Raw genomic sequence first — 26,499 nt, 5'->3', positions numbered from 1 at the left:
TTGGTATACAGTATTTAAATGATAGGATTATAGTCACCATCGAAATGAAATTCGTATTCATTGTCGATTCGAATATAGCCTAGAATGTTGCGTTCCCTACACCTACGAAAAACGCTTGAATAGTTCTCATTATCTTTGTTCCCTTCTGCGACAAGAATTTCTTGGTCTTTGCAATCAAGGACAATTCCAATATGATCGTGAGAATTATTTGATAAAAGTTTTTCATAAATAACTATATCGCCGCGTTGTGGTCTAAAGTTCTGGTCATCATAATAAAAAAATCTAGATTCAGGCAGTTGAGCCCACTCAAATATAGCGCCTACACCAGCTAGTCGATAATTACCGTTTGGATAACGTATCGGCAGCAAAATTCCTGCCTGCATACAGCAATGGTATACGAATGCTGCACACCAGTTCCCTTGGAGTACTTTATATATATCGGGATCAGGCCAATAATGGCAAATTTCCGTATACAGTTTATCTTGTGGAATACCAATAATGTTTTGACTTGCTAGTTTTTCTGAAATATCGGCCAACAAGCTTCGTTTATCTTTTCCGTTTTTTGTAATATTTTCATTATGATTGGTTGGAACTACCCCTTCAAATTGGTCTTTTGGAATGGACAATTCGCCAAATACATTATGAAATCTTTGAACATCCGTATGGGATACGGTGTGATCCAAGTTCTGAAAGAAATTATTGAGCATAATAGCATCTTTGATTAATTCATCATATGGACCGTGGACTTTCTCCTGCTGATTCTGGTAGAATATTGCCCGAAGAATGATAAGTTGTTCATCCTTAGAAAAAATATTTAAATCTCTTATGATAGGTCTAACGGTTTCAGCACTATTAATGCCGGTAAAATAACTGATACCAGTTTTATAGAAATAATAGTTGTGAAGCAAACCTGTAATAGCCGCAATTTCTGTCTCTAACCCTCGCTTCATTGCAAGCATCGAAGCGAAAGATGATACTCCATTAAGTTGAGCATAAGCTTCTTGTCTGTTAACTAAGTTGTTCAAATCAAGTATTTCATTAACAAGTACACGAATACTTTCAATCCTGCTTCTTGAACTATTCACAGATTATCCCACTTCCTATTCCACCTTATTTCTTGACCAAAAATTACTTAAAAATCTTTCGTAAAATTTTAATTTTGTCCCTATACGGTGGAAATATAATCCCTAATTCTATCTTTGAGCTTTTCTTTAAAATGCTTTTACAATGTGTAAAAGCATCAAAGCTATGTTTCCCATGATAGGCACCGAATCCTGCACTTCCTACTCCACCAAAAGGCAAGTGGAGATTAGCCATATGTGACATCGTATCATTGACGCAGCCTCCTCCAAAAGAAATTCGTCCAAGTACCTGTTTTTCAACGCTTTTATTTTCAGTAAACACATACAAAGCTAACGGTTTAGCATGGTTGTTAACCATATGGATAACCTCATCTAAAACTGTGTACTCCATAATTGGTAAAATTGGTCCGAAAATTTCTTCTTTCATAGCTGCAGCATCCCATGATTTTGCTTCAAGAAGTGTTGGTTCAATATATAAATGACTTCTAGATGAATTCCCACCAAATAGTATATTATTTTGATCTTGTTCTAATATAGAAATAAGTCTATCAAACTGTCTCTCATTGACAATTCGACCATAATCATTGCTTTTTGATACATCTGATCCATAAAAGCTTGTGATGACTTCTCTCATTTTCGAAATTAGTTTTACTTTAACAGACTTGTGTGCAATAACGTAATCCGGTGCAATACAGGATTGTCCAGCATTTATGAATTTCCCCCAGATAATACGTTTGGCAGCTATATCGAGGTTAGCTGTTTCATCGACAATAGCTGGTCCTTTTCCACCAAGTTCTAATGTTACTGGTATAAGATTTTTCGCCGCAGCTCCCATGACAATTTTTCCAACTTGAACACTACCAGTAAAAAAGATATGGTCAAATGGTGCATGAATTAATAAGGAAGTTATTTCTCTGTCTCCTTCAATTACACGAATATATTGTTTATCAAACGTTTCACTTATCATTTTGTTAATTACAGCTGAAACATTTGGTGCATTTTCTGAAGGCTTGAGAACTACACAATTTCCTGCCGCTATTGCCCCAATAAGAGGTTCAATTAATGATTGGAATGGATAATTAAAAGGTCCAATAATTAGCACTGTACCATATGGCTCTTTTATTATGTAGCTTTTGGAAGCTAAAAAATGAATAGGTGTTTTTACTTTTTGAGGTTTCATCCACTGTTTTAGGTATTTCATTATAAAGTTGATACTGTTATATGCGAAACCAATTTCTGCAGCATATGATTCAAACTCGCTTTTGTGTAAATCTTGATATAATGCGCTCAGCATTTGATTTTCATATTTTTGAATAGAGTTTTTTAGTTTTTTTAACTGTTCAAGACGGAAGTGAAGACTTTTTGTGTGATTATTATGGAAAAATTGTCTATGTTCTTGAATAAGTTGTTGTATATTATCAACCATTAGGACATCCCTCCAATAGCAAAAAATATTTATATACTATGTACATCAATTGTAAATGTATTACAAAATCCCAATCCATTTATTGTACGTATTTGTAAGACAAATCATTCTTTCTATTAGTCTTACAAAACTGTAAGATATCTGTCATCTTCTTCAATAGTACTTAAAAACACCTAGCTTATATACTTAAAATATATTAACAAAAAGAGGAGTGTGAGAATATGCATGAGGTGATCGAAGAAATAGTAGTTGGCCTATGTGAATTCGTAGTTGAAGCTGCAGGTGAAGTCGTTTCTAGTATCTTTACAGATCAGAATACAGAGGAGAAAAAAGAAAAAAAAGAAATATTGTGAGTTAAAAGATACGATTATTTAAAATTCAAATCATCTATTATATAAAAACAAGTGTTGGGACAACAAAATGAAAAATATTGAGGAAGTAAAACAAAAAGTTGCGGAGATGATTGAAAATGATAATAAATGAAAACGAATCAATGAAAAGTATGGAGTATCTTCAAAAGTTAAATCCAAAAAAAGATATAAGTGAACTGTTTAAAAAAGGACGACGAATTGGAATATACGGTTCATCATTTGACCCAATCACAAATGTTCATTTGTGGACTGCTTCTACTGTGGCGCATCGTAAAAAACTAAATTACATTATCTTTTTACCTTCTACAAACATGCGTATTGATAAGAAAATACAAACATCTGGCGATCACCGCGCTAAGATGATTAGCTTAGCCATACAAGATAACCAAAAATTCATTCTGGACACTCATGAATTAAACGTATTACCAGGCAAACATTATACATACTATACAATGAAGCATTTTAGGACTATATTTAAAGAAGCAGAATTGTTTTTTATCATGGGTGCAGACCTTTTAGTAGATATCGCTGATGGAAAATGGAAGATGGATAAAGAATTGATAAGTGAAAATAATTTTATCATTATGGCTCGCAATGGTATCGATATGCTCCAAACGATTAGTCGATCTGCTCTTCTTCGTAATTATGACGATGGTCGGTTTCAATTAATCGATAAAGGATTAGCTATGGAAATTAGCTCTACATATATACGCGAAGAATTTTCTAAGGGCGGCGAACCGCGTTATCTTCTCCCCGATAGCTGCTACTATTACATTAAAGAACAAGGTTTGTATCAATAATAGAGATTACATATTATATAAAACGCTAAAAACTGAAAGGGAAGATTTTGAAATGACAACTTTACAACAAAAAATCATGTCAGACTTAAATGTGTCAGCAGTCATTGATCCTAATCAAGAAATTCGAAAAAGAATCGACTTTTTAAAGGAGTATGTACTTAAAACAGGAGCAAAAGGATTCGTTTTAGGAATTAGCGGTGGTCAAGATTCAACATTGGCTGGAAGACTCGCTCAACTAGCGGTAGAAGAACTGAGAACCGAAGGACACACTGTAAAATTTGTAGCTATTCGCCTACCTTACGGCGTTCAAAAAGATGAAGATGATGCACAAGCAGCATTACAATTCATTCAAGCAGATGAAGAACTTGCACTTGATATTAAAACTACAGTAGACGCTTTTGCAGAGCAATATGAAAAAGATGCAAAAGAACAACTTACAGATTTCAATAAAGGAAATGTAAAAGCACGAGTTCGAATGATTTCACAATATGCAGTTGGCGGGCAAAATGGCCTTCTTGTCATCGGTACAGACCACGCAGCAGAAGCTATAACAGGTTTCTATACGAAATACGGAGATGGCGGTGCCGACATTCTTCCGTTGTCGGGATTAACAAAAAGACAAGGAAGAGAACTATTAAAAGCTTTAGGTGCTTCTGAAAGATTGTATTTAAAAGTTCCAACAGCTGATTTATTAGATAATAAACCACAACAAGCAGATGAAACAGAGCTAGGAATTTCTTATGAAGAACTAGATGATTATTTAGAAGGAAAGCAAGTATCTAAAGAAGTAGCAGAAGCAATTGAAAAACGATATTTAGTTACAGAACATAAACGACAACTTCCTACAACTATGTTTGATGATTGGTGGAAATAATAAAAACAATAGTATGAAGTAAATAATACTTCTTTATTAATGAGATCGATTAATTCAATAACAAGCCCAATAAAGAATGCATATATAGATACATCTAATATGTGCATTCTTTTTGTTTGTATATATTCATCTTATCTCCATACTTTTATTTCAATGTAATTCTAGTAGCTCAAAATAGAAAATATGGTGTGTATAACATTCAAAATTGGGAAAATTCCTAAAATAAAGTGATATAATAAAGAAAGCTCAAATGAAACTCTAATATACAGGAAAGTATCTTATAGAATTTATTAAATGGATGAAAAATCCCTTTAAATCCTCACATTAAATTCATATAGTAAGCATACGAATGAATCTAAATAAGGAGCGAGTGAACAAATGCAAGGAACTGTCGGTATCGATGTTGGGGGCACATTAACCAAAATTGCTTATTTTGATAAAGATAATGAATTACAACTTCATCAATTTTGTTCCAATGAACTTGAAAAAGTAGCAAGTTGGATTAATACGAACGATTTTAAAAATAAAATATGTATTACTGGCGGCAAAGCTGAACAGTTAAAAAAGCTTATTTTAGGGAAACAGTATATTCATTATATTCTAGAGTTCGATGCTACATGTAGAGGGGTTAATTATCTACTGCATAAAAGTAATTATTCCCTTGAGAATTATGTAGTTGCCAATATTGGAACAGGTACTTCCATACATATAATGTTCGGAAATACATACAATCGTATAGGCGGAACTGGAATAGGTGGTGGCACATTGAAAGGGTTATCTACACTATTAACTGGTATCGAAAATTTTGATGAAATCGTAAAATATTCAAAAACTGGTTCTAGGACAAACTTAGATATAAAAGTTAGTGATATTTATAATGAAATAAAATCTCCTATTGATGGAGATCTAACTGCCAGTAATTTTGGAAATGCCGCCATTAGTAAAGGGGGTAATAATAAATCAGATTTAATCGCAACTGTTCAAGGGCTTGTTGGAGAGGTTATTACAACTTTGAGTCTTCAAATTGCAGGGGCGCAAAGCATAGATAATATTGTTTATATCGGATCTACTTTATCAAATAATGAACCGTTAAAAGATATCATAAGCGGTTATACACTACAGAACAATAAAAATCCTATTTTCTTTAAAGATCCTGGATTTAGCGGTGCTATCGGTGCATTATTAAGTAAAACTAGTTCATAAAACGCACCCAAAAAGCATGGTAAATTACCATGCTTTTTGAATAAATCTTTCTAGAACATCCACTAAAAAATTCATTAATAACTATAGAACATCTTTTTTACTTGATAATTCGCTGCTAGATTTCCCTTTGGACCGAGAAGTATCTTTCGCACGAACATAACCCGTAGTTGCTTCGTCAGTAGTAGGTCCAGCTGTGTTGAATCTCTCATCTCCAGTGCGATGAGAGTCGTTCGATTGATTTTTCATGGAGCACCTCCTAATTAGAATGAGTGTAGTATGCCCATGTTAGAGGCAATATTATATTTCATTTTTGCTTATTATTCCATTCTTATATTTTTTTGAATATTACAGGCTTTTTTAATAAAAATGCTGTGATTATATGTTTAATAGACTTAAAACTAAGATTCCAAAAACAAAAAGTGAATGGATTTGAGATATAATAGGTTTCTTATTTTATATCAGTTCTATAATCTTTTTAATATCGCTTTGGAATCAATTACCCGAAAAGGTACCTACACATTTTAATGGTCTCGGTGAAGTCGATCGTATGGATTCAAAATGGAAATTATTAAATTTACCTGGTATTGGATTATTCATTATATTGTTAATGAAAATTTTAGAAAATCACCCAGAGTCACATAATTATCCTAATAGATTTAATGAAACGAATGCAAAACAGTTTTATTTACTAAGTCGAAAAATGATTAATTAATTAAAAAATATCTGTTTAATTATCTTATCTTTCATTGTATTTATGAAGGATAAGATAATTCATATAATATGAGGTAGCCAAATTGGAAAGTAGCAAAGTGCAATTAAAAATACCAAAATTTGAAGAGTTGGATTATAGAAGACAACTTTTAGCAGATAGTGAAACAATGGCCTACAATATAGAGTATGAGTCCGTTTTGATTAATCATTTTTTCAAAATATGCTTTTTCTTTTTGTTCGTTAATCAATATTATAAGTAGCTATTTGATCAAACTGTATTTCAAAGCAACAGGTGGTACATTTTGTTATGTATAAAACTTTTATTATTTGTTTTAGGTATATCATAGCGTTATAAGGTTCATGTAATATCGAAGTAAGATTCGTATATTTTAAACAAGAAATAAAATAACAATTTGGAGGAGTTTTTATAAGATTAAAGGAGGGGCTGTATACGAAGAAAGTTTAACTGTATATAAAAAGATGTAGTGAAATAGAACTTTTTTTATTAAGATTAAGAATATTCACACATATCATTACTAGGACTAAGGAGAGGGTTAGAATGAGATTAGAAGGTGAGGGGATTTATTTAAGATCTCTTTGTAAGTTAGATGCACCCATTATATTAGAAATCACAATGGATGAAGAAATACGTTATATGACTGGAACCAAGTCTAATTTTTCATTGGAGCAAATTAAGACACATATAGATAACATAAATAATGATTCAAGTCGCTTTGATTTCGCTATTTGTTTAAAAGGAACTGACGAAATGATCGGGGAATTATCGATTCTTGATATCGATGAGGAGAGTCGAAAAGCAGGCTTCAGAATATCGATGGCTTCCATTTCATTAACGGGAAAAGGATACGGGACTGAAGCAATCAAAATAGTTCAAAGTTTTGTTTTTAAGCAACTCAAATTAAATCGTTTACAGTTAGAAGTATTTAGTCATAATTCACGTGGAATTAGAGCGTATGAAAAGGTTGGGTTTGTAAAAGAGGGAACCTTACGCCAATCCTTATATTATAATAATGCGTACTCGGATGAAATTATTATGGCAATACTTAAAAGTGATTATAAAAATATGCAATTGTAATTAATTGATTTTTGAGTGCAAACAGATTTAATTGGATAGAAATTAAACAATGTTAAAGATCCTTACTACAATAAATGTAGCAAAGATCATATTTTTCATGTCAAAATTCAATAACTTTGTTACTACTTTGCATAATTTTCGATTTTATCCTCCCTCTTAGAATACTTTAATAGTTGAATTTAAAAGTATGCAAAGGTTCTTAGAAAAAGAAGTTTTACATACTTTGATAGTATTATTTATTCAAAGAGTCCCTACTTTGGTGTCTCCGTTGGTAATTCAGCATTTTTTCGTTACCAAACTAGTATCCTCTTTGTGTTCGAGTTTATACAATAAATGTATATAAATTTTAAACCTCATTAATTTTGTCATTAATTTCTTTTATTTCTTTATTGATTTCTTTTGGTGTATCAGTAAAACGTACAGATATATTCCTTTCACCAATAACTTTGTTAGCAACCGGTAGAAGTTTCTCTGTTTTCGCTTTATTTTCTAAACTCCGCTTGTTCTCTTTTAAATCGTTATTAAGGAAACCAAGAAAATAAATTTTTTCATGCTCATTATCTTTACTTGTAGGATATGAATATGAGCAAACCCTCCTATCTAGATTATTTTCATTAGCTTTTGTTGGAATGGCGTTATGCAAAGCTCTATAAAAATCTATCGGCTTAAAAGCCCCATGTTTCGTATAATTGATTTCTAGGAATTTACGAAGCTCATGGTATAAGTCATCTTCTGGACTTAATAGTGGCAATTTAAACGACTTGTACTCATCATTAACTTCGTATATTAAGGGTAATTCAATGAAATCTTTAGTCCCCCTTTTAAATAATCCTAATTTACTTATATGCTAACATGGACCAGTGGCATGGTGCTGTTTGTTTCCAAGTTAAACTAGAAAAACCGCTCATTCGTAACATAGTATCAAGATCATTTACTTTTGGATAATCTTCTGTATGATCCCATCTTTTTCCTATTCGTTGTTTCGCATCCTCCATAGCTAAATTGGATGCAAACATAATGTCTAATAAGAGAAGTTTTCCATCGGGTTTAAGGATACGATATACTTCCTTACAAGCCTTTTCTCGTTCTTCAGGTAAAACCTCATGAAAACAAAAACTTGAAATAACAGCATCAAACTGATCACTTTTTTGTCCTGTATTTGTAAATGTCCCGATACTGAAATGATAATCGGGATACTTATTTTTACACTGTTCTAACATTTTTTCTGACAAGTCAATTCCCCAAATATTGTAGTCATTCTTACTAATTAAAGATGCGAAAGCACCTGTGCCAATTCCAATATCAAGAATTACATGTTTATCGTTATTATTAAGCATTTGCTTAGCTTCAAGCAAACTATGATTGTATCCAAAAAGTGGTCCATTTGGATTCTCTAGACTTTCATCATATGTTCGCGCCCAATCATCAAAAAGTTTTTGTGTAGTTTCAGACGTACGTAGCAAATAATGTTCCTACCTTTATAAATTACCTACCTCTATTTTCAATGTGAAAGTGTTTTTAATATTCATCATTGCTATCACTCCAATCCATATGTATTAATTAATGTCTTCGATTCAAGACTTTAAAATCCTTCTATCTGTACCACTTTTTGTGAAATTAATCCTCAAATTATTTGATAGTTAAACTATATTTTATGGTCAAAAAGAATGCTGTAAAGGAATAAAGCAGCAAGTTGCATTCATTGAAGAAGCAAGACTTTGTATAATACTTAAAAATAAAATAATATCTAATGAACATAAAAAACCTATACGATGAGCAATTGATAACTTAGATAAAATGATAAATTTCCAAGGAAGATTTCCAGCGGATAAAAAAACAGATACTGTGAGTCCGCAAAATATAGATTTTAAAGAAAAATTCATAAAAACAAATGACTTAAGAGAAAAAATTAAAAAGTTAAAAAAGGAAAAACAATAAAACGAAAATAATTAATATACTACATAGTGGAAACGAAACCAACTGTGCTATTTAAAATGGTACAGTTGGTTTCGTTTTATAAGAATTGAGCTCATTTTTTTCATTTTGGGGTAATTCTTAAGTTGATGGCGATGGGGTTTAGGGGATAAAACGAACTGATTACTTAAATTTACAATACAAAGGGGTGTAAGATGTGAAGGGAAAGAAACTTATAGGTCTTTCAATACCGGTAGTAATGATGTTGTTAAGTGGTTGTGGTGTATATAATAAGACTTCAAAAGAAACAAAGACTGAAGTAAAAGAAAAGAGTATCCAAAAAGTAAAGGTTTCAGAAGAAGAATACGCTGAATACGTATTAGATTTAGGTACTGAATTTACAAAAGCATATGAGGCTTTTATTCCAACAGTAAAGAACAAGCAATCAAGTAAAAAAGTGTTAGATAAGTTAAAAAGGGTAGATAAAGTTTTAACGAAGTTTGATTCTATTGACCCTCCTAATAAATACGAAGACATACAGAAGAATATAAAGAAATCAACCTCATCTTATAGAACAGCATTCTCGATTGTTAGAGACCTGTATTCGCAAGACAAGATAAGCGATAAAGAGAAAAGTAGAGAAGTCCTTGAAAAAATGACACCTTATTTACAAGACGGTGATAGTTATTGGACTACCGTATTTAATGAGTTGAAGACAGAAATTACAATGACAAAAGGTGGTTATCTAGACTCTGAAGACTTTAAAAATACGAAAACAGAGAATGTAATAGATTATGAAAAAATGAAGAAAGACATAGTAGACGGTACAGAGTTAGTAGGGAATTGGGGTATCATACGCAAAGATAAGTTTATAACAACATTTGTATTAAAAGACGGGAATCCTAAGACGTTTGAGATGTACACAGATGACGACTATCCAAGTAAGAGAAACATAATAGAAGGTACGTGGGAATATGATAGAGAAAGTGTGATGTTAGAACTTCATATCACAAAACAAGTAACACACTGGGTATTCGTTAGCCATAAAGAGAGAAACATATTTTATAAGATACAAAACTACAATGAAAACTTTTTACAACTATACAACGGTGGACCAGAAACTACAACTAGAATTGTAAAGCAAAAATAAAGTATCGTTTCATGAAACAGTAATATAAGAAAGTAAAGGGATTAGGTGTAGAAACCTAGTCCTTTTTTATTAAGGAGGTATACTGGAAATGAAAAAGCCAAACTTACAATTCACGAACATAATCTATATATGTTATTAAAGAGAGTTATATCCCTTTAGTAAAGCTATTCATAAAGGGATATACTTTTGTTTTGTCGAAATTACACGTAAGCTGAATGGTTTTTCATTAACATGGACCGTAGTATCTATTAAAAGTGTGAGAAGGTGTTTATATCATGTCCAATAGTAAACGTCATACAAAAATTAAAGTGTGGGGTATTAAAATTGTAATGATATTTTGTTTCTCAATTAGTGCAATTGCTTTGTCCAATGGTGCTCTATACTTACAAAAAGTGATTTTTTTAAAGAATTTAATTCCGAAGATTCGTATGAGAATACAGGAGACGTTGAAGATACCGTCGAGCCCGGAAGACTTATTGGAAAGTTGAAACATGGAGATTTTGGAAAAATAAAAAAATCTAATAAGATAATAAATATAAAAGAGGAAAAAAATTTATTAAGTTCCATAATTTCTTTCCTTTCTAACTCATGGGTAATAATAATCTGTTATATCATTTGCACTGGGATTTTCGCATATTTTCTCTATAGTTATGTCCGAAAGCCAAACCATAAAAAAAGGGCACAGTTTAATGAACTTCAAACAAACCATCATGATATTAAGAAGACAAAGAAGGAAAAAGCAATCCCAAAATTAATAAATCAACTTCCTACTGATCCAGTACGGATAAAGTTAATCGAATGGGAGCGTAGTTTACCATATTACGAAAAGCGACGTTCTTACAAGTCAATACAGCAATGGTTAAAAAGAATTTGTAGAACGGGAGAGATCATTCCCATTTACGAATTGATTCGATATGGAAATAAATCCTCTTCAGAGCTAGATGTTGAAAAAACAACGCAGTGGATACAACAAAACAGTAAAAACCAGTGAGAACACATTGCTAACTTACCACCTTGTGAAGCTGAGGGGATAGGAGAGCGCACGTATTTTGAGTTTTCTTACTACTATCTTAATACTTACAATAAAAGAAAGGTAGGTCTTAATATGTACAAGTTGTATTGTAGATTATATCAAAACACGTTTAAGTTGATTTCCTGCTTTTTACCTTGGCGTGAACCTCAATTATTAACAGGAGAAAATAGCTTGAGTAAACTTCAAATTCACTTAATTAACAACAATATTGATAGAGTGTTAATAGTGACAGACAAGGGTATTACGTCAATTGGATTACTAGATGAATTTCTTAAACAACTAAAAGAAGCAGGGGTAAAATATTTTATTTATGATAAAACCGTTCCAAACCCTACAATTTATAATATTGAAGATGCACTATCTCTTTACCACGAAAGTAAGTGTCAAGGTATCATTGCATTTGGTGGTGGATCACCGATTGATTGTGCAAAAGCGGTCGGGGCGCGAGTTGCTAGACCGAAAAAAAGTATTTCTGAAATGAAAGGGGTTTTAAAGGTCAGAAAAAAGATTCCACCCTTATTCGCAGTCCCTACAACATCAGGTACAGGAAGTGAGGCTACACTCGCTACTGTTGTATCTAATAGTGAGACACATGAAAAGTATGCAATTAACGATCATGCACTCATCCCGAAGTTAGCCGTACTGGATCCGATGCTTACAGTTAATTTACCTCCCCATATAACATCAACTACTGGAATGGACGCTTTGACACATGCGGTTGAGGCATACATTGGAAAAAGTAATACAGAAAAAACAAAACAGAACAGTAGAGAGGCAGTTCAATTGATTTTTAACAACCTTTATGAATCCTATATAAATGGTTCAAATATTTCTGCACGCAAAAACATGCAGAAAGCGTCATATTTAGCTGGTGTAGCGTTTACCCGTGCATATGTTGGATATGTTCATGCTATTGCACATACATTAGGAGGATTTTATTCCGTTCCTCATGGATTAGCTAACGCTATAATCTTGCCTTATGTTTTGGAGTATTATGGAAAATCAGTATATAAACCGTTAGCTGAACTAGCGGATTTAATTGGAATCAGTAATTCATCAGACACCGATGAACAAAAGTCAAAAAAGTTTATAGAAGCAATAAAGAAACTCAGTGAAGACATGAGTATACCCAAAAAGGTCAGCTGCATTCTTGATAAAGATATTCCTGTTATGGTAAACCGGGCTTTAAAAGAGGCGAATCCGCTCTATCCCGTTCCCAAAATTCTTTCAAAAGAAGACATGGTTCGACTTTACCAAATGATAAAAGAATAAGAATGTTACTTGGAGGGAAGTTTAATTAAAAAATGAAAATGGCTACTTATAAAACGTAGCGAAAAAGAAGAACACGCAGGAGGTTCACTATCTCTTGTTGGCGGTAAGGTAGAAAACGAAGGAAACTCATCAGATATTTTAGAAAGAACGCTAAAACGGGAAATCTTTGAAGAGGTAAGGATAGAGGTATCAAACCTTAGATATGTCAATAGTTCTTCCTTTGTTACAGATTCAGGTCTAAACGTAGTAGACGTTGTTTTTCTTTGTGACTACAAATCTGACAAAGTTTATGCTAAGAGCTCTTACGAAGTTGAAGATGTTGTTTGGATGACAACTCAACAAATTCTGAATAATTCGGAGTTGCCTATTTACTTAAAAGAAAATATTAAACTTGCTGATAAACTAATAACGCTTAATGTTTCTCCTTAATTTATTTTGTTAGTAATCTTTTTTATTCCCAATAGACAGAACATAAGTTCTTTTCGTATGATAGAGAAGAAGATGTACTCAATTTATATCTGTTGAAAGGGGATAATTCTAATGTGTAGAAAGAGCAGAGGAAGGTCTAAATGTACAATGGAAAAGGGCGAAATGATTAAGTTATATTTAGATGGTTCTAGCACATCAGACATTGCAAATTTGGCGAACGTTACTTCTAGATACGTTCGCATGGTCCTAGCAGATAATAATGTCGAAATGAGAGCACGTGGCAGTTGGAAGCGTAAATATGCTATCAATGAAGATTATTTTAAAACTTGGTCTAACAACATGGCATATATTTTAGGTTTTTTCATCGCTGACGGCGTAATAGCTAAGAACTGTCATACAGTTAGCATTTCTCAAAAAGAAAAAGGGATTTTAGAAGATATTAAAAAAGAAATAAAGTCAAACCAGCCATTATGTAAAAATAAAAATACCGATGTATATATACTAAACTTAAATAGCAAAATCATGAAAAACGACTTAATAGATATACACAGCATTACTCCTTGCAAATCATTTGATGTACAATTCCCGTATGTTCCAGAAGAATTTTTACATCATTTTATTAGAGGATATTTTGATGGAGATGGTTATGTAAACTATCAACAATATACTGTAAGCTTTGTAGGTGGTTCTCATAGTTTTATGCAATCTTTAACAAAAATCTTATATGAACAAAATTTTGATCCCAATTTTATCAATAAGGATACACACTATCGTGTAATTTTAAGTGGTAGAAGAACTATTAAACGTTTTTCTGATTGGATTTATAAAGAAAAAGAGTTATTTTTACAAAGAAAATACGAAGAGTTTCAACAAGAAACGCTAAAATTAGATCAATTACAAGATAGAAAACTAAAAAGAACCAAAATCGCTGTTACTAAAAGAAAAAAAGATTTTCTTATTAAATATCAGCAAAACAATTCTATTGATAATTGCTGTGAAAGTATCAAAGTCAAAAAAACTACATTTCATAATTGGCTAAAAAATGATTTGGAATTCAAAAAACAATTTGAACATCTGACTGAGATACTCAATAAAATTCAATAATTGCTAACTAAAACAAAAAAGAACTGTATCACGCTTGAGTAGCAAACGCACAAAAGGATGTGGCATTTTTATATCGTAAGAGTAGGAGAAATCAACTAACTTTATATTAGTTGATTTCTTTTTTACAGTTAACATAATATAAATTATAGGTAGTTGTAAAACGAAAGTGGTCTTACGTCTCTTTATTTAAGTAAACTATACATTTTGAGATGAAACAGAGATTTTGAAACAATCCGTAACATATATACATGCAAGTTTAAAATTTTATGATGAATCCTCACACATAATTTATATTGAATTACACTGAAAATTGTATTTGTGAACTTTCTTTTCTTTTTATTTTATATTTATTGACATCTTATTTTCTAAATATGTACAGAAACTTGCTGTATATATAAATTTCTCATAATTCGGTTCTAACCTCTCTTTCTTTTATTCAATTCACAATTAATTAGTTAACATAATATTTTATGAAATAAAAAATCCTCCCTTATTATTTTGGGAAGAATTTTAATAATAATATTGACCTTGATCTTCTCCAACAAATGTGATGATTTACTTGCTAACGATTTAATTCTATATATCCCCTGTCCATAATAACAATATTTCTTTGTAAGTTTCAGATTTTAAAGTATTCAGCATCAATAAGTATGTATCCTATGAAAGTTAAGAGAAGAACTATAGTAAAAAAGATTATTTTTTGCTTTTTACTCCTGTTTTTAAACCATCCCCATCTTTTGGTATCCATATCTAACAAATAGTAATCAACCAGAAGAAATAGCAAAATGAGTAAGAAATAGCAAAAGATTTTCAGCATAATCACCTCCTTTATTAGCCTTATAAATGCATGGTACCTTCCTGTTCATTCTATTTTATTTGGAATAATGCTATGTCACATTATGAATATTCTCTTCTATAAAGAACCGTATCAAATTTAGATAACCATGCTAAAATACGCTTTCCGAGCTTATTCTCCAAAAGCACATTAGCTAATAAAATATTAACTTGGTATACTTATTTTCATTTTTTGTGCTGACGGTGGACAAGTTAAGTTGTGCTCATAAATTTTTTTATTAATCCTTTCAACCATTTCAGCGAATTCTTCCTTTTCTGTGCATGTATGCAACTTCTCCTTTAATGTATCGATCTCTTTCGAAAGTTCAATCCACCCCGGCAATATACGATTATCTTTCATCGTTTTATATAGTTGTTTTTCTGGATTATAAGAGAGACTTTTATCAATTTGTAGTGGCTTTCCTTTACCTACTAAATCATCAAATACACCTTCTTTTTGCGATCGTTTAATAATCGAACTAATATGATCTTCATACGTATATGACCATACTTTTTCATCTTTCACTAAAATTTCTTGTTTCTTTAATGCTTTATCTAACTCTTTTTCTTTCATATACTTTCTCCTCCCTTTTATTATTTCATGAGTATTTTAAGTTGTTGTAAGGACACTAATCCTTCAGCAAACTGTTTGTGCCACCACAGTACATCGTGGCCACCAGGGAATTCAACGTAGGTACTTTGATATTCTTTTTCTTTTAGTACTTGTGATAACTTCCTATTTGCTTCTAACAATGGTTTATTTTCTAACTGCCCAGCACTCATATAAATTTGCAATGGTAATGTGCTGCTTCTTTTAAATTGATTTTCAATCCAAGGATGTAATCCTTCGTAATTTTCTTTTTTCCAATGTACAGAACCAGACATTGATAAAACATTTCCGAAGATTTCTGGATATTGTAATGCTGCATAAAAAGCTGCTAAACCACCAAGGCTAAATCCGCCAATTGTTGTATGATATGAATCTTCATTCACATGATATCTTTCTTGAATCCAAGGAAGTAGTTCTTTTGTTAAAAACATATTCATTTTCTTGTAAAATGTGAGTTCTGTAAATCGGTCTACATGATCAATGCCCATTAGAATACACGGTGGAATTTCTTTTGTATGTATAAGATGATCTAGTGTTACAGCTGCTGATAACGTCTGCAGCATAGAACTGCCATCAAACATGATAAGAAGGTCATAAGAAGATTGTTCAGGTGAGTAATTATGTGGAGTATATATCCAAAGTTGTCGTTCATTCTTTAATATAGAACTATGAAACTGGTGTGTTTCCACTTTTCCTTTAGGAATGTGAGTTTCCTGCTTTGTTTTGTTAATCTGCGACGATAGGCCTAGCTCTAAAAAAGACATTGGTTCTGCTTCATGCCCAAACATTTTAGAATTCAATGGATCACGCTTATAATTTTCACTTCGTTTTATCCAATCTTGTTCAAAGGTATCATTCATTGAAAAGTAATACGTCGAAGCAAACTTTTCTTTTGTTCGAAACGTTTTAAACCATATGTTTGTATATGAAAGCTTATCCATTTCATTCGCTGTTATATCCCAACCAGGAAAACTTCCAAATACATATGCATTTTCAGTTAGTTCATCACCTAACCAAATGTATGTAACAAGGTTGTACTCATCATCAATTGGACAAGTCTCTATAATAGGTGTTTCTTGTTTCTTTATGTTCTTCAAAAATAACGTAAGAGCATCGCGATTTCCTTGATCTAACTGATTCGCCAAATCATGCATAATTGGACTTATTGATTTTTTCATTTTTGCCTCCTCTTTTCTTTCCGATTCAATACTTATTTCAGTAATAAATTGCTCGTTTCCTTGTTATTTACCGTGGACATAATGTCTATTTTGTGAACAAAATTTATATTTAAGATCATATGGATTAAAATAGTAAACTATAAAAAACTTTACAAACTAAAAAGGTATTTTCACGTCTAGAACATAGTAATTCGTCTCAAATATGCCCAATCATTCGGGAGTCTCCAAGGAAGATCGTTATCTTTGCCAATCACATTATTTTCTCCTACAGCAACCATTGCGGATATTATCATGTTCTCATCTCCATTACTCCATCTTATCAAAATTTAAAGTGTGCTAACCCAATATGTTTCTATATCATGTTCTTGAATTTTTTTCATCAATATTTGTATGGCACTATCCGGCATTACTTTATATCTTTTTAAATTTTCTTCAGAAGGTACAATCCAATAAAAATCCAGATGAGATTCTCTAGACTTTGGAGGTGTTTCCACTTTTAATTGATCGCTATTCACCTTGAAGACATGGCTAATTTCATAGTGTAATGTGTCTCCATCTCTCCACTGATTTTCAATTACACCAAGAAATTTTTCAATTGAACAAGCAGCCCCCAGTTCTTCTTCCCATTCTCGTTTAAGTGCATTTTCGACTGATTCACCTAATTCAATATGTCCTCCTGGTAAGAAACAATGATGCCCTTTATAATGCGCTACCAAAAGTTTTCCTTCTTTTATAAGTATTCCCCTTACAATGTGGTGGAATCGACTTTTCATATTCTTATCCTCCTTATTAATTAATCAAATATTATATTCTAATACGAGATGTCAAATTCTTTTACTAAATGAAGACCGACGTGTCTTATTGATTATTTGTTTTGTATTGTAAAAATACGGTAAATGAAATTTGGATGAACGATATGGGGTAGAATCCACTAATCGATAACTTATTTAAGCCATTCCTGCAACTGCTCAAATTGATTCTTTGCATCGTTATAACCAAGTTCATATAAATGAACCAATCTTTCTTGATTACGTTCCAAACCACTTACAGGTAACTGAACACTTGGTTGAATGACATAGAAATTCTCTTTTTGTTCTTCTGAATAGAGATACGATATAGTATTGTTATATATTTCAGAATGCTGAGTAAGACGATCTGCCACATTTGGATAATGTCGATATAACCATTTTGCAATGAAAGCAACCTTATTAGGCTCTTTTTTATATCCCACTGGCTTTGTCATAATGACAACATTTTTTTGATATCCATCGGCCTGTGCTTTCTGAATCGGAATTGGGTCAGTTATTCCCCCATCAAGTAGACATTTATCTTCATATTCAACTGCTGGTGCAATAAATGGGACAGAACTTGATGCACGGATAATTTTTAAAATATCATCTCCATGTTCACGCTTATTATAATACACTGGTTTTCCTGTTTCACAATCCGTTGTACCAATAACAAACTGTTCTGCTCCCTCTTGGAATGTTTGAAAATCAAATGGTACAAGTTTATTCGGTACCTCATCAAATAGAAAATCCATGCCAAACAATTCGCGTTTTCGTAAAAAATTCCGAAATGAAATGTAACGTGGATCGCTTACAAGTTCTGTATTTACTTTCTTATTTCTTCCTTTTTGACGAGACAAATACGTAGCAGCCATACAGGCACCTGCTGAAACACCTATTACATAAGGGAAATACAAATTCTGTTCCATAAAAAATTCTAATACACCCGCTGTATATAGACCCTTCATTCCTCCGCCTTCTAAAACTAATCCGATATTATTCATCTATTGTCCCTCTATCATAAGTTCATTTTGTATAAAAAGTTCTTACACAAATATATTAGCATAAGATATTATGATGAAGTATTAAATTTCTTCTTTGCAATTACAATAAAAGAGAGTCATTCTATATCTATACATAGAGGAGGAATTCACAATGGGTTTATTTAGTGGTTTTTTAGGAAATGCATCTGATGCAGATATAAATGGAGTAGAACGCGATTTACAAGCAATTATGCTCGATGATGAACAAGTAGAACACGCTTATAAGTTAATTCGCGATTTAATCGTATTTACAAATCGTCGTATGATTTTAGTGGATAAGCAAGGTATGACTGGTAAAAAGACGGAGTATCATTCTATTCCCTATAAAAGTATTACACAATTTAGCATCGAAACAGCTGGGCATTTTGATTTAGATGCTGAATTAAAAATTTGGATATCTGGTATGCATACACCAATTACGAAAGAATTTAGAAAAGACGATAGTATTTATAGCATTCAAAAAGCGATTGTGATGTACACAACAAAATAACAGTTTTGTATTTTTATACGAAACAAAAAGTATAAACCCCGTAATTTTTGGAACAACATACATGAATTTTGATTAAAAATACAAAAAGACTATTTATCACAAGATAGTCTTTTTTGTCTTTATCTTTTTGATATTTTAAATAACCTTGTTCAGCTATTAAGACCAACGTAACTTATTATTTTTTAAATAAATATTATAGAAATTTTTTTTAAAAAAATGATACTTGTCCAGACCATATCTCTTCTATTTCATATAATGATTCTAGTTAGATAATACTAACTGACAATTCACACCCAAATTGGAGGGATATTGGAATGGATGATTTAAAAAAGGTGATTTCTTCAACACTTGATGGAAAACAAAATAATGAGATATTCAATATATTACTTTCAGATGTTTTAAATAAAAATGGTATAACAGAATCATCTCTAAAAAGATTACCCCCAGAGAAAAAAACACAAATCAAAACAATCTTTTCTGAATTACAAAACCTCATCAATAACATTTTAGACTGAAAGGAGAGAGTTTATGTCTGGAGTTTGGTATCCAAATCAAGATAAAAAGTGGAACGCACTAGATTCTTCAAAGTCCCATCCATCATTCTACGATCCAACAATTTCAGAAGAAGCTAAGCAAAAAAATAAAATTTATCAATTATCTGAAGAATATATTTCGATTGTTGATTCCGCTGATGTTCAAGTTACTACAACAGATACAAAAGTGGCACTATCAATTCAAGCCTCATTACAAGCAGCTATTGTTGCTATTTTAAGCATATCTATTGCAGATAGCGAAAAAGCTGATAAAATTGCACAAGAGCTATTTCAAAAATCAGCCATTTCACAAGTTAATAAACAACGTACTATTATTAGAAATTCTAGAAATGTTTCAGTAACTACTACAGATACTGATATTGCAGTAAATATTCAAATCCTTCTTCAAATTTTACTAGCTTTATTAGTTAAATTAAATATTTTGTAAAGATAATTTAACTTTCCTAGCAGAGTTATAAAAAAAATCCCAATCTCCCTCCTATTGGGATTTTTTTCTTGAACCTTTGAAATCGATATAGGTTAAAGGGTACTGTTAATTCAAATTTAAATAAATGCCTATTTAGGGGAAAGTAGGCATTTTAAACTTCAATTATTATAGGAAGAATCATTGGCTTTCTTTTTGTATGTTCATATACAAATTGTCCGAGTGCTGCTTTTATGTTTTTTTTAAGAACATTCCATTGGCTAATATTTGCTTTTTGTAGATTATTAACAGTTGCTACAACCAGTTGATTAATTTTCTTTAAAAAATCTTCCGAATCGCGTACATATACAAATCCACGGGAAATTATGTCTGGGCCAGAAATCATTTTCCCCTCTGTTTTACTAAGAGTTATGACTATAACAAGCATACCATCCTCAGCAAGCTGTTTGCGGTCACGTAAAATGATATTTCCGACATCTCCAATACCTAATCCATCTACATATACATTTCCAGCAGGTATTCGTCTTGTTTGATAAGCCGCCTGCTTTCTTATATCAACAACATCCCCATTATTCATAACATAAATATTATCTTTCTTCACACCAACGGATTCTGCTAAAAGGCGATGATGATGTAACATTCTAAATTCTCCATGAATCGGAATGAAATATTTTGGCTTCATTAAAGTAAGCATTAGTTTTAATTCTTCTTGATATGCATGTCCAGAAACGTGCATCCCTGTTGAACTTCCTGATCCATAAATCACATTAGCTCCTAATAAAAATAAGTTGTCTACAATTCGTGAGACATTTCGTTCATTTCCTGGTATAGGAGTGGCAGCGAGAATCACAGTATCTTCGGGTAGGATATCTACCTGTCTATAGCTTCCGCTAGCTAAACGAGCTAACACCGCCATAGGCTCACCTTGGCTACCCGTACAAAGAATGGCTACTTTTTCTGGAGCCATTTGATTAATTTCATGTGCCTCGATTAACATTCCCTCTGGAATATTCAAATACCCTTGTTCTAATGCGACAGATACTACATTTACCATACTCCTTCCGAGCAAAGCGAGTTTTCGATTTGTTTTAACGGCAGCGTCTACCACTTGCTGTACGCGATTAACATTAGAAGCAAAGGTTGAAATAATTACTTTTCTATGTGCTTTGGAAAATGCCTCTTCAATATGGTCACCAACTAATCGTTCTGATGGTGTAAAGCCAGACCGTTCTGCATTTGTACTCTCAGAGAGTAAAGCTAAGACACCGCTTTCTCCAATCTTAGCCATTTTATGAATATCAGGATATTGATTATTGATTGGAGTCAAATCAAACTTGAAATCCCCTGTGTGTACCACTGTACCTTCTGGCGTATGAAAAGCAATGCCAAGACAATCCGGAATGCTGTGATTCGTTTTGAAAAAAGTAAGACTTATTTGTCCAAGTTCAACTAATGATTCAGAGTCAATCATAAATAAATCAGTTACATTCTCCAGTCCATGTTCTTTTAATTTAACTTCAATTAACCCTAGCGTTAAACGCGTTGCATAAAGTGGCACATTCAATTGTTTTAAAAAATATGGAATACCGCCAATATGATCTTCATGTCCATGTGTTACAACTAATGCTCGGATCTTATCTTTATTTTCCTGCAAGTATGTAATATCTGGGATGATTAAATCAATTCCTAATAAACTTTCATCTGGGAACTTGGAGCCACAATCAATAATAACGATATCGTCTGCGTATTGTATGACATACATATTTTTTCCTATTTCGTTTACACCACCTAAAGCAAAGATAGATAGTGCATTTTCTACTGTATTCAAAATCAAAAGCCTCCTTTTAAAGATTTAAATGTCTGTAAAGAAATAAGAAGTTCTTCTTTATGATTAACCTATCTAAGTAAATGTTATTCTATTTTGTAGTGTTCTTTTTTGATATGGTGAGACCTAAATATACATCTAAATTAAAATCTTGCTATAGCATCTTACATATTTTCTAGAAAAGATAACATACTATATATATGCTATTACATTAGTGGCTCAAATAATTGTTCATTCAATTGACAGATAATACATTTGTCTATCTGTCAAACTTTTTCATACGCTTTTTATTTTTTTAAAACTTAGTGTTTGGAGGTATAAAAATGAGTTTTCCACATTCTAACAAAGAAAAGAGTAACAACTCAAAAAACTTAAAGTCTGAGACTACAACAACTGGACTTCAACCAGTAGAACAAGCCATGAATGGATTGTATGGAATGCCTGAAACTGATATAGAAGACAAAGAACACTCCAAAACGAAAATTTCAAAATAAAAGTAGTATTTAGATACTACTTTTAATAACAATACCTGTTTTTAAATTTTTCTTAACTCTAGGATTTTATTCATCACCTCAATAGAATGCAGTCGGTAACTTTTGAAAGGAACGAGACCCTTCCTTTAACCTGGCTAACAAAATCCTTTTCGTATACATAAGTAGCTAATTTGGGGATTACCTTAATAAAATATACAAAATTAAAAGTTAATTAAACACTTTCGATATTAAAAAGGCAAGCATCAAAAGGTGCTTGCCCTATCTTCTAACGACGATGTTCCACAAGATCAATTACCCCTAAAACAACGTGAGCTAAACCAAATCCAAATACTGTATTTGCAATCATCTTATTAGACCCACGAGTTTGCTTAAGAGCATAACCCGCAGCTGTAACCGCTGTACCTAGTGTAGTTGGAATTAATCCTTCACGAATATTCATAGTAACGTCCTCCTAGTATCGCAGTTAGTAATTATGATTTAATACTTTGAAATTAAAGTATTAAATCAAGTATTAGTATTTACCTATTTTGTGGAAAATATGTGGAGATATTTTAAATAGCCCTACTTAATTATGATTCAGGGTAACTAAGTAAGTTGTTTTAATACATTTATATGTTCCCTATCTTTATCTAAAATATCATGTATTAACTTATGACTTTCTGAATCAAAATCACCTTTTACTCCTCCTGATATAAATATTATTTGGGTTTAATCAATTCGGATTAGGTTAATACTAACTTTTGTTTAAATATATGAGAAATGGAGATGGATTAAAATGGAATTTGAAGGTAGAAACTCTACAGAATCTGCACTTCATCATTATAAGTATGGCTTAGGTTTATTTACTGAAAAGATGCCTAAGCTAGCTGAACAATTTAATTCTTTTACAGAGGAATGCTTTAAAGAAGGCACCTTATCCAAAAAGCAAAAACACCTAATTGCATTAGGTATTAGCCTTTATTCTCAGGATGAATATTGTATCATTTATCACATTAAAGGATGTCTAGATCAAGGAGCTTCGGAACAGGAGATCTTTGAGGCAGTGGGAGTGACAGCTGCATTTGGTGGTGGAGCTACTATGAGTCAGGCAGTTACTCTTGTACAAGAATGTATGCAAGAGTTAAAGCAGTAATAAGAATATCATTATGGATTAAGGGATATATTTCTTGAGTTTATATGTTACTATTCTTACACAATAAAAACAAAAAACTTGAGTGTCCTAATTATACTCAAGGTTTTTGTTTTCTCTGTTAGGAATATCAGGTGTGATCTTTTGTGGTTTAGATTATGTGTTGTGAAAATAAATTCTTTTTTCAATAAAACCATAAGAAAAACAATGCGAATAATTAAAATTAGAAAAAAAGGATAGTACTCTAAGATACTAGAGAAAATTATTTTCGAGAAACATATTACGTTGACAGGGGACTGATTAAATTGCGTCCAAATTGTGTAAAAACGTACAATTTTCTTTTTTGATATGGTGCCTCCTATAACAAGGTTAAAGCGTTTATAAAAAATGATCCTTTATTTCAAAGTTACAATTTGCATAGAGATTCAATAAAAAGCAAATAATTTTAATTACATTGAACAAGTCATTTTTGCAACATGAATATTGACTTTTGAAAGTTTGATTAAGGAGTGAATACTTATAAATATAAATCGAAAAGAAAAATGGAGTTTATGGGCTCTTTCATCTGTACCATTAGTTATGACACTTGGAAACTCCATGTTAATTCCAGTCCTTCCATTAATCGAAAAAAAATTGAAAATTACTGACCTCCAAGTCTCTCTTATTATTACCATTTATTCTATTGTCGCTATTATTTTGATTCCTGTAGCTGGATATTTATCAGATAAATGGGGAAGAAAAAAAGTAATTATTCCTAGCTTATTTATAGCAGCTATTGGGGGAGCTATTACTGGTTGGGTATCATGGAAGTTAGACAATCCTTATACGTGGATTCTAATTGGAAGAGTCATTCAAGGGATTGGCTCAGCTGGTGCAATGCCTGTGGTTATTCCTTGTGTAGGTGATATGTTTCAAGATGAAGAACAAGTCAGTTCTGGTCTAGGCCTTGTGGAAACATCTAATACATTAGGGAAAGTTTTAAGCCCGATTTTAGGTTCTTTATTAGCTTCATTTGTCTGGTTCTTGCCTTTTTGGTTTATCCCTATTTTGTGCATCATTTCAATTGTTTTAATTATTTTTCTTGTTAAACCACCGAAACCCACTAAAGAAGCGCCTCCATTAAAAGTCTTCCTGCAAAATGTAAAAAGTATCTTAATGGAAAAAGGGCGTTGGCTTCTTCCTATTTTCTTGCTAGGTGGAATCATCATGTTTATTTTATTCGGTATTCTTTTTTATTTATCCTCAATTTTAGAAAAACGTTATCACTTAGAAGGTGTTTGGAAAGGTCTTGTACTAGCAATTCCTCTAGCTTCGCTCTCCCTTACTTCTTATATAACCGGAAAGAAGATTGGAGATAAAAAAAGTGTGATGAAATGGTGTATATGTACTGGGTTTCTCATATTAGGAATAACATTAATAATCCCGATATTCTTTAAAAATATTTATATTATTATAATTAGTCTTGTGATAAGTGGAATTGGGGTCGGAGTGGCTCTTCCAAGCCTAGATGCTTTAGTGACAGAAGGTGTAGAAAAGGAACAAAGGGGATCTATTACATCACTTTATAGTTCTATGCGTTTTGTAGGTGTAGCAGCTGGTCCGCCTTTATTTGCTATGTTAATGAAAGGACCAGATAATTATATCTTTTACCTTTCTATCTTTTTTGCTCTTTTAGGAGCTATATTGGCTCTTACATTTATTAAACCGGAACATAATTAAATCAACAAGGCTCCGTTTCATAGCGGAACCTTGTTGATTAATAACCACTTTATTCATGAAATTCTTTTAAACAGACCAATGTGCCGGACGTGAAAGCAAGCGAGGTAATTTTGTACGAGCATCACCCTTCGCTGAGTTTACCTGCACTTGAGTAAGAAAAATACTCTCTGTAAGATCTGCTCCGCTAAGATCTGCATCTCTTAAATCTGCACCGATTAAGTCAGCTGCTCGCAAATCTGCACCGCGAAGGTTAGCTGCGATTAAGTATGCCCCTCTTAAGTTAGCCCCTTTAAGATCCGCGCCTTTAAGATTAGCCCCCATCAGATTAGCACTTCGATGGTTGACTCTCTTTCTTTTTTTGCTTCCTTTGCTTTGACGACTTGATTCTATCCAAACAAGTTCACTTGTCTTTAAAAGTAAATCATTTACATTTAATCGGTGTGATGGAACGTCTAATTCTAAAAGTAAATCAGGACTTAGCTGCGAAAGTCGTTCCATTTCGTCTAGTACGCGTCTCAGCTCACCTTGAATCGGACGAGTCGCTTTCAACGTCAGGGCTTCCGTCAAATACGAGAGCATCTCATGAAGTTGCTGCATAATAGGGAACACATCAAACATTTTCTTTGCCGTTTCTAGGTTTTCTTTCCAACCAATGCCCCCAAAGGTCACTTGCGAAACCTTTTGTCCTGCACCAAAGCATTCAAAAACAGTACACCCCTTAAACCCTTGTTGTCTAAGATCTTTATGAATACTGCACCGAAAATCTGATTGGAGATTTTTGCATGGTGTTCCACCGTCTTTATTAATTGCAAAATCTGCGGAAGCTGCAAAAGGCAGTGCAACGCAACATAAGCCGAAGCATTTTTCGCAGTCAGCACGCAGACTATTAAAACTAGTATCACATTTTATATTAAGGTCATTTTGTTGTTCAAACAATTCGTGCATC

27 protein-coding genes and 3 pseudogenes are annotated in these 26,499 nt (G+C 32.3%); 17 read left to right on the top strand and 13 right to left on the bottom strand.

Annotation, left to right across the window (positions count from 1 at the left end):
• Positions 1 to 14 precede the first annotated feature (14 nt).
• Both H280_RS0106950 and H280_RS0106945 read right to left on the bottom strand, forming a co-directional pair.
• The gene (locus tag H280_RS0106950) at positions 15 to 1,085 is read right to left on the bottom strand and encodes a CHAP domain-containing protein (protein ID WP_020060396.1); all 1,071 of its coding nucleotides are present in this window, start codon (positions 1,083 to 1,085) and stop codon (positions 15 to 17) included.
• 43 nt (positions 1,086 to 1,128) lie between these two features.
• Positions 1,129 to 2,508 carry an aldehyde dehydrogenase gene (locus tag H280_RS0106945; protein ID WP_020060395.1) on the bottom strand — a complete coding sequence of 460 codons (1,380 nt, stop codon included), beginning with the start codon at positions 2,506 to 2,508 and terminating at the stop codon, positions 1,129 to 1,131.
• A 221-nt stretch (positions 2,509 to 2,729) separates the two neighbouring features.
• On the opposite strand from H280_RS0106945, the gene H280_RS26715 reads away from it, so the two are divergent.
• The 4 genes from H280_RS26715 to coaW all read left to right on the top strand — a co-directional run bounded on the left by H280_RS26715 (position 2,730) and on the right by coaW (position 5,756).
• Positions 2,730 to 2,861: a hypothetical protein gene (locus H280_RS26715; protein ID WP_020060394.1), complete on the top strand. Its 132-nt coding sequence runs from the start codon at positions 2,730 to 2,732 to the stop codon at positions 2,859 to 2,861.
• Positions 2,862 to 2,977: 116 nt separating this feature from the next.
• Positions 2,978 to 3,679, top strand: a complete 702-nt coding sequence (nadD, locus tag H280_RS0106935; RefSeq protein ID WP_020060393.1) for a nicotinate (nicotinamide) nucleotide adenylyltransferase — start codon at positions 2,978 to 2,980, stop codon at positions 3,677 to 3,679.
• Positions 3,680 to 3,731: 52 nt separating this feature from the next.
• Positions 3,732 to 4,553 (top strand): ammonia-dependent NAD(+) synthetase, encoded by an 822-nt coding sequence (gene nadE, locus H280_RS0106930; RefSeq protein ID WP_020060392.1) that lies wholly within the window; start codon positions 3,732 to 3,734, stop codon positions 4,551 to 4,553.
• A gap of 378 nt (positions 4,554 to 4,931) precedes the next feature.
• A complete protein-coding gene (gene coaW, locus H280_RS0106925) occupies positions 4,932 to 5,756 on the top strand; it encodes a type II pantothenate kinase (RefSeq protein WP_020060391.1) in 825 nt (274 codons plus the stop codon).
• Positions 5,757 to 5,837: 81 nt separating this feature from the next.
• Here the strand turns inward: coaW and H280_RS25660 are convergent, their stop codons facing one another.
• Positions 5,838 to 6,002 carry a hypothetical protein gene (locus H280_RS25660; RefSeq protein ID WP_020060390.1) on the bottom strand — a complete coding sequence of 55 codons (165 nt, stop codon included), beginning with the start codon at positions 6,000 to 6,002 and terminating at the stop codon, positions 5,838 to 5,840.
• Between the two features lie 133 nt (positions 6,003 to 6,135).
• Between H280_RS25660 and H280_RS24825 the strand changes: the two are divergent.
• Both H280_RS24825 and H280_RS0106905 read left to right on the top strand, forming a co-directional pair.
• Positions 6,136 to 6,465 (top strand): annotated as a pseudogene (locus H280_RS24825) (DUF1648 domain-containing protein); the annotation flags it as partial.
• A 561-nt stretch (positions 6,466 to 7,026) separates the two neighbouring features.
• Complete coding sequence (locus H280_RS0106905; RefSeq protein ID WP_020060387.1) at positions 7,027 to 7,563, top strand: GNAT family N-acetyltransferase; 537 nt, start codon at positions 7,027 to 7,029, stop codon at positions 7,561 to 7,563.
• A gap of 346 nt (positions 7,564 to 7,909) precedes the next feature.
• Here H280_RS0106905 and H280_RS23190 read toward each other — a convergent pair.
• Positions 7,910 to 8,398 (bottom strand): annotated as a pseudogene (locus H280_RS23190) (DUF6037 family protein); the annotation flags it as partial.
• A gap of 1 nt (position 8,399) precedes the next feature.
• Entirely contained in the window at positions 8,400 to 9,026 is a 627-nt protein-coding gene (locus tag H280_RS0106895) for a class I SAM-dependent methyltransferase (protein WP_020060385.1), read from the bottom strand.
• A gap of 668 nt (positions 9,027 to 9,694) precedes the next feature.
• On the opposite strand from H280_RS0106895, the gene H280_RS0106885 reads away from it, so the two are divergent.
• The 5 genes from H280_RS0106885 to H280_RS0106870 all read left to right on the top strand — a co-directional run bounded on the left by H280_RS0106885 (position 9,695) and on the right by H280_RS0106870 (position 14,465).
• Positions 9,695 to 10,627, top strand: coding sequence for a DUF3994 domain-containing protein (locus H280_RS0106885; protein ID WP_020060383.1), 933 nt, complete (start codon positions 9,695 to 9,697; stop codon positions 10,625 to 10,627).
• A 275-nt stretch (positions 10,628 to 10,902) separates the two neighbouring features.
• Positions 10,903 to 11,115 (top strand): hypothetical protein, encoded by a 213-nt coding sequence (locus H280_RS24820; RefSeq protein ID WP_081625626.1) that lies wholly within the window; start codon positions 10,903 to 10,905, stop codon positions 11,113 to 11,115.
• Between the two features lie 617 nt (positions 11,116 to 11,732).
• Complete coding sequence (locus H280_RS0106875) at positions 11,733 to 12,932, top strand: iron-containing alcohol dehydrogenase (RefSeq protein WP_028411135.1); 1,200 nt, start codon at positions 11,733 to 11,735, stop codon at positions 12,930 to 12,932.
• 48 nt (positions 12,933 to 12,980) lie between these two features.
• A complete protein-coding gene (locus H280_RS24815) occupies positions 12,981 to 13,361 on the top strand; it encodes an NUDIX hydrolase (protein ID WP_155894976.1) in 381 nt (126 codons plus the stop codon).
• A 111-nt stretch (positions 13,362 to 13,472) separates the two neighbouring features.
• Complete coding sequence (locus H280_RS0106870; RefSeq protein ID WP_020060381.1) at positions 13,473 to 14,465, top strand: LAGLIDADG family homing endonuclease; 993 nt, start codon at positions 13,473 to 13,475, stop codon at positions 14,463 to 14,465.
• Positions 14,466 to 15,465: 1,000 nt separating this feature from the next.
• Here the strand turns inward: H280_RS0106870 and H280_RS0106860 are convergent.
• The 5 genes and pseudogenes from H280_RS0106860 to H280_RS0106840 all read right to left on the bottom strand — a co-directional run bounded on the left by H280_RS0106860 (position 15,466) and on the right by H280_RS0106840 (position 18,879).
• Positions 15,466 to 15,873, bottom strand: a complete 408-nt coding sequence (locus H280_RS0106860; protein ID WP_020060379.1) for a J-domain-containing protein — start codon at positions 15,871 to 15,873, stop codon at positions 15,466 to 15,468.
• A gap of 20 nt (positions 15,874 to 15,893) precedes the next feature.
• Positions 15,894 to 17,087: an alpha/beta hydrolase gene (locus H280_RS0106855; RefSeq protein WP_020060378.1), complete on the bottom strand. Its 1,194-nt coding sequence runs from the start codon at positions 17,085 to 17,087 to the stop codon at positions 15,894 to 15,896.
• 182 nt (positions 17,088 to 17,269) lie between these two features.
• Positions 17,270 to 17,380, bottom strand: a pseudogene (locus H280_RS24810) (dihydrofolate reductase); the annotation flags it as partial.
• 33 nt (positions 17,381 to 17,413) lie between these two features.
• Positions 17,414 to 17,860, bottom strand: a complete 447-nt coding sequence (locus H280_RS0106845; RefSeq protein WP_020060376.1) for an NUDIX domain-containing protein — start codon at positions 17,858 to 17,860, stop codon at positions 17,414 to 17,416.
• Between the two features lie 170 nt (positions 17,861 to 18,030).
• A complete protein-coding gene (locus H280_RS0106840; RefSeq protein WP_020060375.1) occupies positions 18,031 to 18,879 on the bottom strand; it encodes a patatin-like phospholipase family protein in 849 nt (282 codons plus the stop codon).
• A gap of 151 nt (positions 18,880 to 19,030) precedes the next feature.
• Between H280_RS0106840 and H280_RS0106835 the strand changes: the two genes are divergently transcribed.
• From H280_RS0106835 to H280_RS0106825, 3 genes are all read left to right on the top strand, one after another.
• A complete protein-coding gene (locus H280_RS0106835) occupies positions 19,031 to 19,408 on the top strand; it encodes a PH domain-containing protein (RefSeq protein WP_020060374.1) in 378 nt (125 codons plus the stop codon).
• Positions 19,409 to 19,722: 314 nt separating this feature from the next.
• Positions 19,723 to 19,923: a hypothetical protein gene (locus tag H280_RS0106830; protein WP_020060373.1), complete on the top strand. Its 201-nt coding sequence runs from the start codon at positions 19,723 to 19,725 to the stop codon at positions 19,921 to 19,923.
• 13 nt (positions 19,924 to 19,936) lie between these two features.
• Positions 19,937 to 20,389, top strand: a complete 453-nt coding sequence (locus tag H280_RS0106825; protein WP_020060372.1) for a spore coat protein — start codon at positions 19,937 to 19,939, stop codon at positions 20,387 to 20,389.
• Between the two features lie 151 nt (positions 20,390 to 20,540).
• On the opposite strand, the gene H280_RS0106820 is transcribed toward H280_RS0106825, so the two are convergent.
• A complete protein-coding gene (locus H280_RS0106820; protein ID WP_020060371.1) occupies positions 20,541 to 22,214 on the bottom strand; it encodes a ribonuclease J in 1,674 nt (557 codons plus the stop codon).
• A 320-nt stretch (positions 22,215 to 22,534) separates the two neighbouring features.
• Here H280_RS0106820 and H280_RS24805 point away from each other — a divergent pair, with 320 nt between their 5' ends.
• Positions 22,535 to 22,705, top strand: a complete 171-nt coding sequence (locus tag H280_RS24805) for a DUF4021 family protein (protein WP_020060370.1) — start codon at positions 22,535 to 22,537, stop codon at positions 22,703 to 22,705.
• A gap of 265 nt (positions 22,706 to 22,970) precedes the next feature.
• Here the strand turns inward: H280_RS24805 and H280_RS0106810 are convergent, their stop codons facing one another.
• Positions 22,971 to 23,144: a hypothetical protein gene (locus tag H280_RS0106810; RefSeq protein WP_001025956.1), complete on the bottom strand. Its 174-nt coding sequence runs from the start codon at positions 23,142 to 23,144 to the stop codon at positions 22,971 to 22,973.
• A 336-nt stretch (positions 23,145 to 23,480) separates the two neighbouring features.
• On the opposite strand from H280_RS0106810, the gene H280_RS0106805 reads away from it, so the two are divergent.
• Together H280_RS0106805 and H280_RS23175 are read left to right on the top strand one after the other, a co-directional pair.
• A complete protein-coding gene (locus H280_RS0106805) occupies positions 23,481 to 23,837 on the top strand; it encodes a carboxymuconolactone decarboxylase family protein (RefSeq protein ID WP_020060369.1) in 357 nt (118 codons plus the stop codon).
• A 522-nt stretch (positions 23,838 to 24,359) separates the two neighbouring features.
• Positions 24,360 to 25,553, top strand: a complete 1,194-nt coding sequence (locus tag H280_RS23175) for an MFS transporter (RefSeq protein WP_051094746.1) — start codon at positions 24,360 to 24,362, stop codon at positions 25,551 to 25,553.
• A 66-nt stretch (positions 25,554 to 25,619) separates the two neighbouring features.
• On the opposite strand, the gene H280_RS0106795 is transcribed toward H280_RS23175, so the two are convergent.
• A complete protein-coding gene (locus H280_RS0106795) occupies positions 25,620 to 26,498 on the bottom strand; it encodes a pentapeptide repeat-containing protein (protein WP_034303541.1) in 879 nt (292 codons plus the stop codon).
• Position 26,499: the final 1 nt, after the last annotated feature.

Source organism: Bacillus sp. 123MFChir2, assembly GCF_000383235.1.
In the GTDB taxonomy this organism is placed as follows: domain Bacteria; phylum Bacillota; class Bacilli; order Bacillales; family Bacillaceae_G; genus Bacillus_A.
The sequence above is the reverse complement of the archived record's forward strand: the minus strand, read 5'-3'. Positions and strand labels throughout refer to the sequence as shown.

Bases quoted from the DNA above. Each gene is read 5' to 3' on its own strand.
- nadD (WP_020060393.1), top strand. From the start codon at position 2,978: ATGATAATAAATGAAAACGAATCAATGAAAAGTATGGAGTATCTTCAA.
- H280_RS0106855 (WP_020060378.1), bottom strand. From the start codon at position 17,087: ATGAAAAAATCAATAAGTCCAATTATGCATGATTTGGCGAATCAGTTA.
- H280_RS26715 (WP_020060394.1), top strand. From the start codon at position 2,730: ATGCATGAGGTGATCGAAGAAATAGTAGTTGGCCTATGTGAATTCGTA.
- H280_RS0106810 (WP_001025956.1), bottom strand. From the start codon at position 23,144: ATGAATATTCGTGAAGGATTAATTCCAACTACACTAGGTACAGCGGTT.
- H280_RS0106905 (WP_020060387.1), top strand. From the start codon at position 7,027: ATGAGATTAGAAGGTGAGGGGATTTATTTAAGATCTCTTTGTAAGTTA.
- H280_RS24805 (WP_020060370.1), top strand. From the start codon at position 22,535: ATGAGTTTTCCACATTCTAACAAAGAAAAGAGTAACAACTCAAAAAAC.
- H280_RS0106840 (WP_020060375.1), bottom strand. From the start codon at position 18,879: ATGAATAATATCGGATTAGTTTTAGAAGGCGGAGGAATGAAGGGTCTA.
- H280_RS0106945 (WP_020060395.1), bottom strand. From the start codon at position 2,508: ATGGTTGATAATATACAACAACTTATTCAAGAACATAGACAATTTTTC.
- H280_RS25660 (WP_020060390.1), bottom strand. From the start codon at position 6,002: ATGAAAAATCAATCGAACGACTCTCATCGCACTGGAGATGAGAGATTC.
- H280_RS0106805 (WP_020060369.1), top strand. From the start codon at position 23,481: ATGGAATTTGAAGGTAGAAACTCTACAGAATCTGCACTTCATCATTAT.
- H280_RS0106835 (WP_020060374.1), top strand. From the start codon at position 19,031: ATGGGTTTATTTAGTGGTTTTTTAGGAAATGCATCTGATGCAGATATA.
- coaW (WP_020060391.1), top strand. From the start codon at position 4,932: ATGCAAGGAACTGTCGGTATCGATGTTGGGGGCACATTAACCAAAATT.
- H280_RS0106825 (WP_020060372.1), top strand. From the start codon at position 19,937: ATGTCTGGAGTTTGGTATCCAAATCAAGATAAAAAGTGGAACGCACTA.
- H280_RS0106830 (WP_020060373.1), top strand. From the start codon at position 19,723: ATGGATGATTTAAAAAAGGTGATTTCTTCAACACTTGATGGAAAACAA.
- H280_RS0106870 (WP_020060381.1), top strand. From the start codon at position 13,473: ATGTGTAGAAAGAGCAGAGGAAGGTCTAAATGTACAATGGAAAAGGGC.
- H280_RS0106860 (WP_020060379.1), bottom strand. From the start codon at position 15,873: ATGAAAGAAAAAGAGTTAGATAAAGCATTAAAGAAACAAGAAATTTTA.
- H280_RS0106875 (WP_028411135.1), top strand. From the start codon at position 11,733: ATGTACAAGTTGTATTGTAGATTATATCAAAACACGTTTAAGTTGATT.
- nadE (WP_020060392.1), top strand. From the start codon at position 3,732: ATGACAACTTTACAACAAAAAATCATGTCAGACTTAAATGTGTCAGCA.
- H280_RS24820 (WP_081625626.1), top strand. From the start codon at position 10,903: ATGTCCAATAGTAAACGTCATACAAAAATTAAAGTGTGGGGTATTAAA.
- H280_RS0106795 (WP_034303541.1), bottom strand. From the start codon at position 26,498: ATGCACGAATTGTTTGAACAACAAAATGACCTTAATATAAAATGTGAT.
- H280_RS0106845 (WP_020060376.1), bottom strand. From the start codon at position 17,860: ATGAAAAGTCGATTCCACCACATTGTAAGGGGAATACTTATAAAAGAA.